At 75.4% G+C, this 14,011-nt stretch carries 13 protein-coding genes; 7 read left to right on the top strand and 6 right to left on the bottom strand.

Going from position 1 to position 14,011, the window contains the following annotated elements:
- Nucleotides 1-50: 50 nt before the first annotated feature.
- Nucleotides 51-656: a DUF1349 domain-containing protein gene (locus HDA31_RS03815; protein WP_178066271.1), complete on the top strand. Its 606-nt coding sequence runs from the start codon at nt 51-53 to the stop codon at nt 654-656.
- 119 nt (nt 657-775) lie between these two features.
- Complete coding sequence (locus HDA31_RS03810; protein ID WP_178066272.1) at nt 776-1,447, top strand: DedA family protein; 672 nt, start codon at nt 776-778, stop codon at nt 1,445-1,447.
- 48 nt (nt 1,448-1,495) lie between these two features.
- Here the strand turns inward: HDA31_RS03810 and HDA31_RS03805 are convergent, their stop codons facing one another.
- The 4 genes from HDA31_RS03805 to HDA31_RS03790 all read right to left on the bottom strand — a co-directional run bounded on the left by HDA31_RS03805 (nt 1,496) and on the right by HDA31_RS03790 (nt 6,009).
- Complete coding sequence (locus HDA31_RS03805; RefSeq protein WP_246384119.1) at nt 1,496-3,079, bottom strand: cellulose binding domain-containing protein; 1,584 nt, start codon at nt 3,077-3,079, stop codon at nt 1,496-1,498.
- 47 nt (nt 3,080-3,126) lie between these two features.
- On the bottom strand, nt 3,127-4,542 hold the full coding sequence (locus HDA31_RS03800) for a chitinase (RefSeq protein ID WP_178066273.1): 1,416 nt from the start codon (nt 4,540-4,542) through the stop codon (nt 3,127-3,129).
- A 62-nt stretch (nt 4,543-4,604) separates the two neighbouring features.
- Complete coding sequence (locus tag HDA31_RS03795) at nt 4,605-5,447, bottom strand: YidC/Oxa1 family membrane protein insertase (RefSeq protein WP_178066274.1); 843 nt, start codon at nt 5,445-5,447, stop codon at nt 4,605-4,607.
- A 262-nt stretch (nt 5,448-5,709) separates the two neighbouring features.
- Nucleotides 5,710-6,009, bottom strand: a complete 300-nt coding sequence (locus tag HDA31_RS03790; RefSeq protein WP_246384121.1) for a DUF6412 domain-containing protein — start codon at nt 6,007-6,009, stop codon at nt 5,710-5,712.
- A 223-nt stretch (nt 6,010-6,232) separates the two neighbouring features.
- Here HDA31_RS03790 and HDA31_RS03785 point away from each other — a divergent pair, with 223 nt between their 5' ends.
- The 4 genes from HDA31_RS03785 to HDA31_RS03770 all read left to right on the top strand — a co-directional run bounded on the left by HDA31_RS03785 (nt 6,233) and on the right by HDA31_RS03770 (nt 11,427).
- Nucleotides 6,233-7,381, top strand: coding sequence for a carboxylate-amine ligase (locus HDA31_RS03785; protein WP_178066275.1), 1,149 nt, complete (start codon nt 6,233-6,235; stop codon nt 7,379-7,381).
- Nucleotides 7,382-7,504: 123 nt separating this feature from the next.
- Nucleotides 7,505-8,878, top strand: a complete 1,374-nt coding sequence (locus tag HDA31_RS03780; RefSeq protein ID WP_178066276.1) for an FAD-dependent oxidoreductase — start codon at nt 7,505-7,507, stop codon at nt 8,876-8,878.
- Between the two features lie 180 nt (nt 8,879-9,058).
- The gene (locus HDA31_RS03775; RefSeq protein ID WP_178066277.1) at nt 9,059-10,480 is read left to right on the top strand and encodes a WGR domain-containing protein; all 1,422 of its coding nucleotides are present in this window, start codon (nt 9,059-9,061) and stop codon (nt 10,478-10,480) included.
- A 41-nt stretch (nt 10,481-10,521) separates the two neighbouring features.
- Complete coding sequence (locus tag HDA31_RS03770; RefSeq protein WP_178066278.1) at nt 10,522-11,427, top strand: aminoglycoside phosphotransferase family protein; 906 nt, start codon at nt 10,522-10,524, stop codon at nt 11,425-11,427.
- 12 nt (nt 11,428-11,439) lie between these two features.
- Here the strand turns inward: HDA31_RS03770 and HDA31_RS03765 are convergent, their stop codons facing one another.
- Nucleotides 11,440-12,294 (bottom strand): Fpg/Nei family DNA glycosylase, encoded by an 855-nt coding sequence (locus tag HDA31_RS03765; protein WP_178066279.1) that lies wholly within the window; start codon nt 12,292-12,294, stop codon nt 11,440-11,442.
- A gap of 168 nt (nt 12,295-12,462) precedes the next feature.
- Between HDA31_RS03765 and HDA31_RS03760 the strand changes: the two genes are divergently transcribed.
- Nucleotides 12,463-13,314, top strand: a complete 852-nt coding sequence (locus HDA31_RS03760; protein WP_246384123.1) for a DMT family transporter — start codon at nt 12,463-12,465, stop codon at nt 13,312-13,314.
- A gap of 312 nt (nt 13,315-13,626) precedes the next feature.
- On the opposite strand, the gene HDA31_RS03755 is transcribed toward HDA31_RS03760, so the two are convergent.
- A complete protein-coding gene (locus HDA31_RS03755) occupies nt 13,627-13,995 on the bottom strand; it encodes a winged helix-turn-helix transcriptional regulator (protein ID WP_178066280.1) in 369 nt (122 codons plus the stop codon).
- Nucleotides 13,996-14,011 lie beyond the last annotated feature (16 nt).

Here is a 14,011-nt window from a genome sequence, read left to right as displayed (position 1 = left end):
GCCGGCAAACGCGAGAACCCTCCGGGCCGCGGGGGCGGTACCGTCCGGGCATGAGCATCGGATCGGGTACGGGGCTGCGCGACGTCGACTGGGCGCAAGGTGGATGGCTGCACCAGCCGGTGCGGGCCGAGCCGACGCCCGACGGGGGGCTCGTCGTGGAGCCGGGCGCGGGCAGCGACTTCTGGCGGCACACCAGCTACGGCTTCGTGCACGACGACGGCCCGGCCCTGCTCGCCCCGCTGCCGGCCGGCAGCGCCGTGGAGGTCGACTTCCGGCTCGACTTCACCGAGCAGTTCGACCAGGCGGGCGTGCTGGTCCGGGTGGACGAGCGCACCTGGGTCAAGGCCGGGGTGGAGGTCAGCGACGGCGAGCCGCAGGTCGGCGCGGTGGTCACCCGGGAGGTCTCCGACTGGTCGGTGGGCCCGGTGCCGCAGTGGGCGGGGCGCGCGGTGAGCGTGCGGGTGAGCCGGGCCGGCGACGCGCTGACCGTGCGGGCCCGCGCGGGCGACGAGCCGTGGCGGCTGGTCCGGGTGGCCCCGCTCGCGCCGGACGCCGAGGCGTCGGCCGGGCCGTTCTGCTGCTCGCCGTCACGCGGCGGGCTGGCCGTGACGTTCACCGGCTGGCGGCGCGGCCCGGCGGACGCGGCCCTGCACTGAGCCCCGCTCCGGGTGGGCCCGGTCACCGGCGGGTGTGATCGGCCGCGGAGTGGGTAACACCTCCCGATCCCCCGGCGGCCCCACCCGGTCCGCTCCCCCGGCTCCACGGAAGGACACCCATGGCCCTCGCCCAGGACGTCGAACCGTCGCAGTTCACCGGGCTGACCGGGTGGGTGGCCGACGTCATCGGGGCGCTCGGCGCGGTCGGGGTGGCCCTGCTGGTGGCCCTGGAGAGCATCATCCCGCCGATCCCGAGCGAGATCGTGCTGGCCATGGCCGGCTACCTCGCCTCGCAGGGCCAGTTCAACGTGGTGCTGATCGTCGTCGCCGCGACGGTCGGCTCGCTGCTCGGGGCGCTGGTGCTCTACTGGCTCGGCGCGGCGCTGGGCGAGGAGCGGCTCAAGCGGTGGCTGGACCACATCCCGCTGGTCGACCGCGACGACCTGGAGAAGGCCGACCGCTGGTTCGAGCGGCACGGCCGGTGGGCGGTGCTGATCGGCCGGGTGGTGCCGGTGGTCCGCAGCCTGGTGTCGGTCCCGGCCGGGGCGGACCGGATGCCGCTGGGCGAGTTCGTGCTGCTGACCACGCTGGGCAGCGGGGTGTGGAACGCGCTGATCGTGGGGGCCGGCTTCGCGCTCGGGTCGCGCTGGGAGGAGGTGGACCGCTACAGCAGCTGGTTCAACTACGCGATCTTCGCCGTGTTCGGGGTGATGGTCGTGAGCTGGGCGGCGAAGAAGGTGCGCCGCCGCCGCGCGCAGCGCGACCGGCAGTCGGTGACCGCCGGCCGCTGACCGCGCGCGGGTTCCGGGTTCCCGTCCCGGCGCTCAGTACCGGGCGGCTCAGTACCGGGCCGTGATGTTGGTGAACTCCCAGGTGTTCTGGGCGATGCCGGAGCAGTTGGCGACCACTCCCCCGCCGGGGCACGGCCGGTCGCGGTTGACCGACCAGAAGGTGAAGCGGGACAGGCCGCGCGCCTTCGCCCAGTCGCGGATCTGCGTCCAGGTGGCCGGGGAGGTCAGCTCCTGCTGGTCGGACAGGCCGTTCATGCCGGAGATGCCCATGTGCGCGTACGCGGTCGCGTCGGACCAGCCGAACGCGCTCTTCAGCGCGGTCTTCAGCCCCTCGGCGGCGTTGACGGTGTTCTGGTACATGTTCGCGCCGCCGCCGAAGTCGAACGGCATGATCGTGAACGTGTCGATGTTCGCCCCGAGCGCGGCGGCCTGGTTGATCAGCCGGGTGCCGTAGTACGACGGCCCGGTGGTCGAGGTGCCGAACGTGACGATCGTCTTGATCCCCGGGTTGTTCTGCTTGACGATCTTCAGCGCGCCGAGGATGCGGTCCTGCACCGCCTCGTTCTCGAACTCGTCGCTGTTCTCGATGTCGATGTCGATGGCCTTGAGCCCGTACGCGTTGATGACCTGCTGGTACGCCCCGGCGAGCGCGCTGGCCGAGGAGCAGTTCGGGCCCAGCTTGTTGCCACTCCAGCCGCCGAAGGACGGAATGACGTCGCCGCCGGCCGCCCGGATCGCGGCGATGGTGGCGGCGTGCGCGCCGCCGGTCAGCGGGCCGCTGCCGTCCCACGCCGGGGTGCAGCCGCCGCCGGAGAGGACGAACGCGATGGTGAACCACTTGACGCCGGTCGCGCCCATCACCGTGGCCGGGGCGGGCGGGTCGCCCCAGCCCGGGTAGAGGTACGGCGCGGCGGCCATCGGGCCGTTCCCGCCCGTGCAGCCGGAGGTGGTGGCGGACACGGCGGCCGACTTCGCCGACTCGCCCGAGGAGTTGTACGCCGCGACGGTGTAGCTGTGCGCGGAGCAGGTAGCCAGCCCGGAGACCGTCGCCGAGGCGCCGGTGACGGTGGCCCGCAGGGCGCTGCCCTCGTACACCCGGTAGCCGGTCGCGCCGGAGACGGTGTTCCAGGCCAGCGACACCGACGAGGCGGTGGTGCCGGTGACCCGCAGCCCGCCGGGGGTGGCCGGGCCGGACGGGTTGCCGCCGCCGGTGCAGGAGCCGCCGTTGACGGTGCAGTTGGTCGGGTCGCCGGTGCCGGCGGCGACGAAGCCGAACGAGGTGCTCGCCCCCGGGGCGAGGGCGCCGTTCCAGGACGCGTTGACGGCGGTGACGTGCTGGCCGGAGGCGGTCATCGAGGCGTCCCAGAAGGAGCCGAGGGTGGTGCCGGCGGGCAGGTCGAACTGGACGTTCCAGGAGCCGATCGCGGCCGAGGTGTTGTTGGTGACGGTGAACCTCGCCTCGTACCCGCTGCTCCAGCTCGCGGTGCGGACGAACGCGGCGGTGGCCGCCGACGCGGCCGGCGGGGCCACGAGGGTGGCCGCGACGACGGCGGCGGCGAGCGCGGCGGCGAACGTCGCCACGCGGGGGGTGCGCAGTCTCGGGGTACGCAGTGTCGGGGCGCGCAGTTTCACGATGGCCTCCAGGGACCGGGGGGTGGGGGTGGGGGCGGGGCAGGAGCTCAGGGCAGGGTGGCGAGGTGCGGCTTGACGGTGCGGGCGAAGCCGTTGCCGTTGCTGACGTCCCAGTTGACCGACCAGGTCATCGCGCCACGGATGCCCGGGTAGGTGCGCGGCGGGCGGAAGCTGCCGCAGTTGGTGCCCCTCGCCAGGCAGTCGAGGGCGGCGTTGACGACGCTCGGGGCGACGATGCCGCCGCCGGCCGCGCCGGGACCGGCGGGCAGGCCGAGGCCGACCTGGTCGGGGCGCAGCCCGGCCTCCAGCTGGATGCAGGCGAGCGCGACGATGAAGTTCACGCTGCCCTGGGGGTAGGCGGCGTTCTGGTCGCAGCCGAGCATCGCCCCCGAGTTGTAGAACTGGGTGTTGACGACGGTGAGAATGTCGCGGATGTCGAGGGCCAGCTTGAAGTAGCCGGCGGCCGGGGACTGCATGTCGATGGTCTGCGGCGCCATGGCGATGATCAGGGACGGGCCGGCCTTGGCCCGCAGGGCGCGCAGCGCCTGCGCCATGTACGTCGGGTTGAGCCCGTTCTCCAGGTCGATGTCGACGCCGTCGAAGCCGTAGCGGCGCAGCAGCGCGTACGTGCTGTCGGCGAACGCGGTGGCCGAGGCGGCGTCGTTCACGGCGACCCGGCCGGTCTCGCCGCCGACGGAGAGGATCACCCTCTTGCCGCGCGAGCGCAGCGCCTGCACGTCGGCGGTGAACTCGGCGTCGGAGTAGCCGCCGAGGGCGGCGGACAGGCCGGGGTCGACGGCGAAGGTGACCGCCCCGGGCGTCGCGGTGGCCTCGGCGAAGGCGACCGCGACGAGGTCGTAGTCGGCGGGCACGTCGCGCAGCCGCAGCTCGACGGCCGGGTTGTCGAAGTTGTGCCAGTAGCCGGTGAGCAGGTGCTTCGGCAGGTCACCGGTGGGTGGGGTGGTGGTGGGCGGGGGTGTCGTGGCCGGCGGGGTGGTGGCCGGCGGGGTCGTCGGGGGCGCGGTGGTGGCCGGCGGCGTGGTGCGGGTCGGGGTCGGGGTGGGGCCCCCGCCGCAGGGCGCGCCGTTGAGCTGGCAGTTGGCCGGGCTGCCGGAGCCGGTGGCGAGGAAGCCGAACGAGGTGCTCGCCCCCGGGGCGAGGGTGCCGTTCCAGGACCGGTTGGTGAAGGTGTGCCGCTGGCCGGAGGAGGTCAGCAGGGCGTCCCAGTAGGTGCCGAGGGTGGTGCCGGCCGGCAGGTCGAAGGTGACCGCCCAGCCGGAGATGGTGCTGGCCCCGCCGTTGGTGATCGTGTACTTGCCCTCCCAGCCGGTGCCCCAGTCGGCGGTCTTGACGAAGGTCGCGGTGGCCCCGGCGGCGAACGCCGGCAGGGCCACCCAGGCCGCGCCGACGGTCGCCGCCAAGGCGGTCACCAGCGTGAGGATCAGGGTTCGGGTACGCCTCATGCAGCCCTCCACGCCCGGACGGCATTCACATCCGTCAACGTTGGCGCTTATTATTAGGACTGTTAACTGTTTCTGTCCAGAGGTTGCCCGGTCCGAACCTGCGGGCGGCGCAGCACCGCCTGTTCGAGGGCCGTCCACGCCGTCGTGGTGACCAGGTAGAGCACCGCCGCCAGCGGCACCACCAGCGCCGCCACCACGGTCAGGTACGGCAGCAGCGGCAGCACCCGGCCGAGCACGGCCGGCACCGCCCCGGCGGCCGCCGCGCCGGCCGGGGTGCCGGCCGGGGTGCCGCCGGTCGCGCCGGGTCCGGTGCCGGCGGCCGTGGCAGCGCCGGCCGCCGCCGCGCGCCGGGCGCGTCGGGACGACCACCAGGCCAACGCCACCAGCGCCGCCAGCAGCGCCCCGAACAGCGGACCCGCCGCCCCGGCCAGCCCGTCGGAGAGGTGCCAGCCCAGCGGCACCCCGGCCAACTGCTCCGCCAACAGCCCGGCGCCGGCGCCCCCCGCGCCGGTCCCGCCGTCGCCCGTGCTGCCCTCGCCGGTGCTGAACAGCCGGTACATCACCAGGAAGAAGGGGGCCTGGAGCAGCGCCGGCAGGCAGCCCGCGACCGGGCTCGCCCCGGCCGACCGGTACAGCCCGAACAGCTCGGCCTGTAGCCGGGTGGGGTCGTCGGCGTGCCGGCGCTGAAGGTCGCGGACCTGCGGGGCGAGGGCCGCGCGGCGGCGCTCCCCGCGGACCTGGGCCAGGGTGAGCGGTGAGATCAGCAGGCGGACGGCGATCGTGAACACGACGATGGCGGCGGCCGTGGCGGCCCCGCCGGTCAGCGGTTGCAGCGTGCCGGCGAGCCAGGTGACGGCGTCGGCGGCGACGCCGGCGGCGGCGTGCAGCGGTGCGAAGGCGAGCATGGGTGACCCCTCGGTCCGGTTTCCGGCGGCGTCCGGCCGGCCCGGGAACGGGCGCGGCGGGACGGACGACTGTCCGTGACCTCCGACCGGCCCGGGAACGGGCGCGGCGGCACGGACGACATCCCGTGATCTCCGGCCGGCCCGGGGACGGGCGCGGCGGGACGGATCACGGCGGAACCGGCCGGGCGGCGGCAGGGGACGGCGGGCTGCCGCCCCGGCCCACCGGCGGGCGGGGCGGGGGGCGGACGCCGCCCGGGGTGCGCTACCCGGCCGGCAGGACCAGGCCCGGCGCGCGGGGGCGGGGACGGCCGTCGGCGTCCGGGTCGACCTGCCGGGGCACGCCCCGGCGGCGGGCGCGTTCGCGCAGGCCCACGCCCCGGCCGGTGCCCCGCCCCGGCGGGCCGGCCGCCGCCGACGGACGACCCGCCAGCAGCACGGCGAGCAGCACGACGGCGACCACGGCCGCCCCGGCGAGCAGCTCGGCGGGACGGTCCGCGAGCAGGGTCAGGTGGGTGAGCGCGTACGCCCACGCCCCTGTCACCGCCAGCAGCAGCCCCGTCACGCCGGCCAGGGTAGGAGGTGCCGTCCACCCGACGAAGGAAGGGCCCCCTGTTAACACCCCCGATGAGAGGGGTTCCCTTCTCTACCGAAAGCGTTAACAAGGGGCCCTTCCTTGCACGCGACGCGCCGGCCCGACACGCGGGTGGGCGTTTTCCCGCGCCGACACGGTGGGTAATGCGCCGTCGACGTCGTGGCACGGTGCCGCGACCGGCACGGGACGGACGGTGAGGGCGATGAGCGGGTCAGTGGTCGAGCGGGAGCGGGACGCCGCCCAGGGCGGCACCGACCTGCTCACCGTCGGCGTGGAGGAGGAGTTCCTGCTCGTCGACCCGCACACCGGCACCGCCGTGCCGGCCGTCGACCTGGTCATGGAGCAGGTGCCGGCGGAGCTGCGCGGGCAGGTCGAGCGGGAGTTCCAGACCAGCCAGATCGAGATCGGCAGCCCGCCGGGGCTGGAGCTGTCGTCGATCCGGCACTCCCTCGGGGTGCTGCGCCGGGCGCTGGCCGACGCCGCCGAGCGGGCCGGCGTACGGGTGCTGGCGATCGGCACGGGCCCGGTCGAGGGTCCCGTCCCGCCGGTGGTCGACAAGCCCCGCTTCGACCGGATGATCGAGCGGTTCCGGCTGCTGGTGCCGGGGCCCGGCAACAACGGCATGCACGTGCACGTCGGGGTGCCGGACGCGGAGACCGGGGTGCGGGTGCTCAACCACGTCCGGCCCTGGCTGCCGATCCTGCACGCGGCCACGGCGAACTCCCCGTTCTCCGCCGGGGCGGACACCGGCTACGCGAGCTGGCGCTCGGTGGAGTGGGAGCGCTGGCCGTCGGTGGCCCCGACGCCGTACCTGGAGTCGCACGAGCACTACGAGCGGCTGATCCGGCAGCTCATCGCCAGCGGGGTGATGCTCGACGAGGGGATGCTCTACTGGTATGCCCGGCTGTCGGCGAAGTACCCGACGGTGGAGCTGCGCATCGGCGACGTCTGCCCCTCGGTGGACGACGCGGTGCTGATCGCCGCCCTGGTGCGGGCCCTGGTGGCGACCGCGATGACCGACATCGCCGCGGGCCGACCGCCCGTCCGCACCGACCACCACCTGCTGGTGGCCGCGCACTGGCGGGCCGCCCACGACGGCCTGGAGGGTCAGGGCGTCGACCTGACCGACGGCGAGCTGCGCCCGGCGTGGGAGCTGCTGGACTCCCTCGTCGAGCGGCTCTCCCCCGCCCTCGAACGGCACGGCGACCTGGCCGAGGTGACCGACCTGCTGGGCGGGCTGCGCCGGCAGGGCACCGGGGCGGCCCGGCAGCGGGCCGTCTTCGCGCGCACCGGCAGCCTGGTCGACGTGGTGCACGACGTGGCCCGGCAGACCCGTGGCTGAGCGTGGCGGCCGGGCTCCCGCCCCCGGCCAGGGTGAACGCCCGCTTCTCCCCCGCCGGGATGCCCGCCACCCGCGCCGCCGGGACCGGCCCGGGGCGGGGCGCGGCGTGACAGGATGGTCGGCGTGGCGCAACGGCTGATCGTCGTCGGCGGGGACGCCGCCGGCATGGCGGCGGCCTCCCAGGCCCGCCGCCGCCGCGACCGGTCCGACCTGGAGATCGTGGCGTTCGAGCGGGGGCGCTTCACGTCGTACTCGGCGTGCGGCATCCCGTACTGGATCAGCGGGCTGGTCCCGGAGCGGGACCAGCTCATCGCCCGCGACCCGGCCACCTTCCGCGCCGACTTCGACATCGACGTCCGGCTGCGGCACGAGGTCACCGCGATCGACCTGGACCGCCGGGAGGTCGTCGCCCACGACCTCGACGGCGGCGGCGAGGTCCGCGAGCGCTTCGACGAGCTGGTATACGCCACCGGCGCGGTGCCGAAGCAGCCCGACTGGGCCGACCCCGCGGTGCGCGGCGTCTTCGGCGTGCAGACCCTCGGCGACGCCTCGGCGCTGCGCGAGTGGCTGGACGCCGAGCCCGCGCCCCGCCGTGCCGTGGTGGTGGGCGGCGGCTACATCGGGGTGGAGATGGCCGAGGCCCTGATCCAGCGCGGGCTGGCGGTCACCCTCGTCGAGCAGGCCGACCAGCCCATGTCGACCGTCGACCCGGACATGGCGGCGCTGGTCGCCGACGCGATGCGCGGCATCGGCATCGACATCCGCACCGGGGTCGAGGTGATCGGGCTCGACGGCCGCGACGGGCGGGTGTCGGCGGTGGTCACCGCCGACGGGCCGCTGCCGGCCGACGTCGTGGTCCTGGGCCTGGGCGTACGCCCCGACACCGCCCTCGCCGAGGCCGCCGGCCTGCCCGTCGGCCTCTCCGGGGGGATCCGGGTGGACCGGCGGATGCGGGTGCCCGGGGCGCCCGGGGTGTGGGCGGCCGGCGACTGCGTGGAGACCCTGCACCGGGTCAGCGGGGTGCCCGTGCACGTGCCGCTGGGCACCCACGCCAACAAGCAGGGCCGGGTCGCGGGGATCAACATCGGCGGCGGGTACGCCACCTTCCCGGGCGTCATCGGCACGGCCGTGACGAAGGTCTGCGAGCTGGAGGTGGGGCGCACCGGCCTGCGCGAGCGGGACGCCGCGGCCAGCGGCTTCGAGTTCGTGTCGGTGCGGGCCGAGTCGACGAACCGGGCCGGCTACTACCCGGGGGCGCGGACGATGACGGTGAAGCTGATCGCCGAGCGGTCCAGCGGGCGGCTGCTCGGGGCGCAGATCGTCGGCTGGTCGGAGGCGGCGAAGCGGATCGACACGCTGGCCGTGGCGCTGTGGAACAGGATGACGGTGGACGAGATGACCGCCCTCGACCTCGGCTACGCCCCGCCGTACGCGCCGGTGTGGGACCCGGTGCTGATCGCCGCCCGCAAGGCGGTCGACGCCCTGCACCAGGGGTAAGGAAGGGCCCCCTGTTAACGCTTTCTGTATAGGAAGGGCCCCCTCCTAACACCGCTGGGCGCGACGGCGGCGGTTCTGTCGCTGGCGCTATGGCGGCGCTTTGTGTCGGGGGGCGTGGTTAGCGTGTGGGCGCAGTCGTGGTGCCGGGTCCGGCGCCCACTCCCCCTCGAAAGGCACGCCATGTCGCAGGAGACGACCTACCTCGAACTGTCCGAAGTGGACGGTGCGGCGCACAAGTTCTACGAGGTGGTGGTGGACGACACCGCGCTGACGCTGCGCTACGGCCGGATCGGCGACCAGGGCCAGGTGAAGACCACGACCTACCCGGACAACGCGCGCGCCCGCGCCGCCGCCGCGAAGAAGATCGGCGAGAAGGTCCGCAAGGGGTACGCCCCGGCGGTGCCCGGCGTCCGCCAGAAGCGGCCCGTGTCGCGGCGGCAGATCGTCAGCACCCGCTCGACGGCCCGCACCGCCCCGGTGCTGTGGCGCTACGCCTCCGGCGCGCCCGCGTTCGGCATCTTCGTCGACGGGCAGCACTGCATGGTCGGCAACGAGCACGGGGTGATCACCACCCTCGACCACGAGGCCCGGGTGCTGGGCCAGGTCCGCCTGCCCGACGGGGTGAAGTGCATCGTCGCCGACGACGCCTGGATCTACGCGGGCTGCGACGACGGCAACGTCTACGACCTGTCCGGCAAGGTGCCCCGGGTCGCGTACGCGATCGCCCCCGACATCGACATCTACTGGCTGGACATCCACGACGGGGTGCTGGGCGTCTCCGACGCCGACGGCGGCATCGCCGCGATCGACCACGAGGACGAGTTCCTGTGGCGGCGGCCGGGGCGCGGCCGGGCGGCGTGGATGGTGCGCTGCGACGCCGACGCGCTCTACCACGGCCACTCGCAGGGGGTCACCGGCTACGACTGGCGCACCGGGCGGGAGCTGTGGCACACCCGCACCGGCCCGGTCCTGTTCGGGTGGCAGGAGCGCGACGCCGTGTTCGCCGGCACCGGCACCCGCGAGGTGGTGCGGCTGCGCAAGGACGGGCGGGCCGGGCAGACGTACCGCTGCGACGCCCCGGTCTTCTCGTGCGCCACCGCGGAGGACGGCCGGTACGTCTTCGCCGGCGACAACCAGTCCTCGATCTACTGCTTCGACGCGGCCGGCAACCGACTGTGGAAGCTCGGCACCGGCTGTGGCTCGGCCTACTCGATGCAATACCACGACGACCGGCTCTACGTGGTCACCACCAGCGGCTACCTGGCCTGCGTCGACGCCAGCGAGCCGGCGATCCGGGCCGCCGAGGCGGGCACCGTGCCCGAGGTGGTGGACGTCAAGGCCCCCGCCCGGCAGCCCGAGCCGGCGGCGTGGACCGCCGTGGAGGTGGTCACCGACGACCGGGGCGGCGTGGTGGTGCAGTGCGTCGACGACGGCGGGCGGCTGCGCATCCACGTGCTCTCCGACGGCTACCGGCGGGACTGGTCGGTGCAGTTCCCCAAGGGCATCCGCGAGCCGGGCGCGCGCTACCTGGTCACCGAGGTCCGCGAGGCGGGCCGGGGCGGCTTCTACCGGGCGTACGGCGACATCCGCCGGCTGCGCTGAGCGGTCCCCGGCGCGCGGCCGTGCTGCGGCAGGATGGTCCGATGGAGACGGAGCTGGCGATCCCCGAGCGGCTGAGCTGGGTGCGGCGGACGCCCGCCGGCCGGGCCTGGCTGGCGGCGCTGCCGGGCCGGCTCGCCGACTGCGTCGAGCAGTGGGGGCTGCGGCTCACCGGCCCGCCGTTTCCCTACGCGTTCGCCTCGCTGGCGCGGCCGGTCGAGCTGCCCGACGGCACCCGGGCGGTGCTCAAGCTCCAGCTTCCCGACGCCGACAGCGTGCACGAGGCCACGGCCCTGGCGTGCTGGGCGGGCGACGGGGCCGCCCGGCTGCTGGCGCACGATCCGGGCCGGCGGGCGCTGCTGGTGGAGCGCTGCGACCCGGGCACGCAGCTGCACGCCCCCGGTCGGGACGGCGCGCCGGCGGTGCCGCTGGACGAGGCGCTGGACGTCGTCGCCGGGCTGCTGCCCCGGCTGTGGCGGCCCGTCGGCGCGCCGTTCACGCCGCTGGCCGAGGAGGCCGCCGTCTGGTCGGAGCAGTTGCCGGCGCGGTGGGAGCGGCTCGGCCGGCCGTTCGAGCGCCGGCTGCTCGACGCCGCGCTCGGCCGGCTCGCCGAGCTGGTCGACACGCAGGGCGAGCAGGTGCTGGTCAACCAGGACATGCACGCGGGCAACATCCTGCGGGCCACCCGCGAGCCGTGGCTGGTGATCGACCCGAAGCCGCTGGCCGGGGAGCGCGAGTTCGGCGTGGTGGCGATCGTCCGGGGACAGGAGCTCGGCCATTCCCCGGCGACGGTGCGGCGGCGGCTGGACCGGCTCACCGACGCGCTCAGCCTCGACCGCGAACGGGTGCTGGGCTGGGCGATCGGGCACACGCTGGCCTGGAGCATGACCGACGACATGGTGTTCGCCGGCCAGGCCGACACCGTCCGCTGGCTGCTCGACCTCGCCTGAGCTGCCGGCCGGTCAGGGCCGACCGGGCTGGCAGCTGGCGCACCAGTAGAGATTGCGGCCCGCCAGCTCGCCCCGGCGCACCTCGTCGCCGCAGACGTGGCACGGCTGGCCGGGCCGGCGGTAGACGTAGACCTCACCGCCGTGCCGGTCCACCCGGGGCGCGCGGCCGGTGGCCTCCGGCAGGTGGGCGTCCCGCACGGTGTCGATCCGGCCCGCCTCGACGGCCCGGGTCATCAGGTGCACCAGGTCCGCCCACAGCTCCCGCCACCGGGCCGGGGTCAGCTCCCGGCCGGGCAGCAGCGGCGACAGGCCGGCCCGGAACAACGCCTCCGTGACGAAGATCAGGCCGGTGCCGGCCACCACCGACTGGTCGAGCAGCAGCGCCGCGAGCGGGGTCGCGCTGCGGGAGATCCGGGCGTACGCGCGGGCCGGGTCGGCGTCGGCGCGCAGCGGGTCGGGGCCGAGGCGGTCGCGCAGCGCCGCCACCTCGGGCGGGGTGAGCAGCTCGCAGGCGTTCGGGCCGCGCAGGTCCAGCCAGTGCGCGGGGGCGGACGCCGCCGACCCGGTGCGCGTACGCCCACCGTCGCCGGTCAGCCGCAGCCGCACCTGGCCGACGGGCGGCGGGGGCGCGCCCGACCCGTCGGCGAACCTGCCATACAGGCCGAGGTGCACGTGCAGGGTCAGCCCGTTCGCGTGGTGGTGCAGCAGGTGCTTGCCGTACGCCTCGGTGCCCTCCAGGACGGTGCCGCAGAGCCGGGCCGCTCCGTCGGCGAAGCGGCCCTGCGGGCTCGTGGCCTGCACCTCCACGCCGGCGAACAGCTCGGCGTGCCGGGCGGCGAGACGGTGGATGGTGTGTCCCTCTGGCACGGCCGCCAAGCATAGACAACGGCGGGGGCGGGCCACCGGGGGCACACGCGACCCCCGATCGGGTGAACCGGGTGTCGCCGGATCGGCGGCTGGGTACCTCTGTGGCGTTACCGCGTGGCTGCCGCCGGCGCTTCCGAGGTCTCCACGCGTTCATCAGGAGGTGAAGAGGTGAAGATTCCTTCGCTGTTGTCCCGCCGGAACGAGCCGGCGACGACGTACGACAGCAACGGCGACGGCCGGGTCGACGAGCGCGACGGTGCTGTCGCGTCCGGCGCCGACGGCCGCCCCGACGGGCAGCCGGTGGTCACCGACCGGGGCGGGGAGCAGACGACGTACCGCAGCAGCGCGACCGCCACCGACGGCGAGCGGGCCTCCGACGTGGAGCGCCGGGCCGCCGAGCGGGGGGCGCTGGCCCGCGCCGCCACCGCCCGCGCGGCCACCGCCCGCACCCCGGACGGCGAGCTGCGCCGCCCGGCCACCGCCGCGCCCACGGTCGACTCCCCGGACCCGGAGCGGGAACACGGCGTCACCCGGACCCTGCCGGCGGCCCCCACGGCCGCACCGGCGACGGACCGCACGGCCGAGCGTCCGCTGCCGGCCGAGCGGGACCGCGCCGCCGAACGCCCGCTGCCGGCCGACCGGGTCGAGGCGGGGGACGAGGCCCGGCGGGAGCCGGTGCCGGTGCCGGCCGGGCCGAAGCCGCGGGCCAGCCTGCTCGCCAGCCTCGGCCTGGTCGTCGGCGTCGCCGGGCTGGCCGCCGTGCTGACCGGCACCCTCGCCGGCTACGGCATCGCGGTCGGCGCGCTGGGCGCGGTGCTGTCGGTGTTCGGCCTGCTCGCCACCCGCCGCCGGCACATCGCGGGCAAGACGGACGCGCTGCTGGGCATGGCCTTCGGCGTGGCCGCCGTGGTGCTCGGCGTGCTGGCGATGACCGGGCAGTTCGTCTGGCCCACCACCGACGGCGACTGGGTGCAGCGGCTGCGCGAGTGGCTCGACTCACAGTTTGTCGACCGCCTCTGACGGGCACATTGGACCCCGCCGGCGGTTCGCCGGCACCGCTCGAACCGGCGATGCGCCGGCCCTGATCGACCCGGCGGTTCGCCGGGGCTGCTCGACCCCGGTGGTGCACCGGGGCGGTGGAACCCGGTGGTGCACCGGGACTTGTGCGACCCGGCGAACCCGCCGGCAGCCCGACGGATCCGGTGGTTCACCGGCCGGGCACACCCTTTTCGGGGGCGGCGATTCGCCGCCCCCGAAGCATGTCCGGCGAGCAGGTGCGGCAAGCCGGTCCGGGTGGCGTCTCCGGGGGTGGGCCCCGCCCTCGGTCCCGCCTCAGTCCGGTCGGGCGACGCCCTCCCGGGCGTCGAGAAGCTCGTCCCAGTGCTCGCGGTTCCAGGCGCAGACGGCCTCGATCGGGCCGAGCATGCTGCGGCCGAGCGGCGTGAGAGCGTACTCGACCCGGCGCGGCGGGCCGGGCTGCTCCGCACGGCGCACCAGGCCGCTGGCCTCCAGCCGGCGCAGCGAGGCGGTGAGGGCCTTGGCACTGACGCCGCGCAGCGGCACCCGCAGCTCGGAGAAGCGCCGGGGGCCGCCCTCCAGGCAGCGGATCACCATGCCGCCCCACTTGTCGCCGAACCGGAACGGCGACAGGTCCGAAGGGCAGAGCGGATCGAACATCTCCGGATCCAGCGGCGTCACCATGGCACTCACCGTAATC

It is taken from the genome of Micromonospora carbonacea, assembly GCF_014205165.1.
GTDB classification, from domain to species: domain Bacteria; phylum Actinomycetota; class Actinomycetes; order Mycobacteriales; family Micromonosporaceae; genus Micromonospora; species Micromonospora carbonacea.
This window is presented reverse-complemented; position numbering and strand designations above follow the sequence as displayed.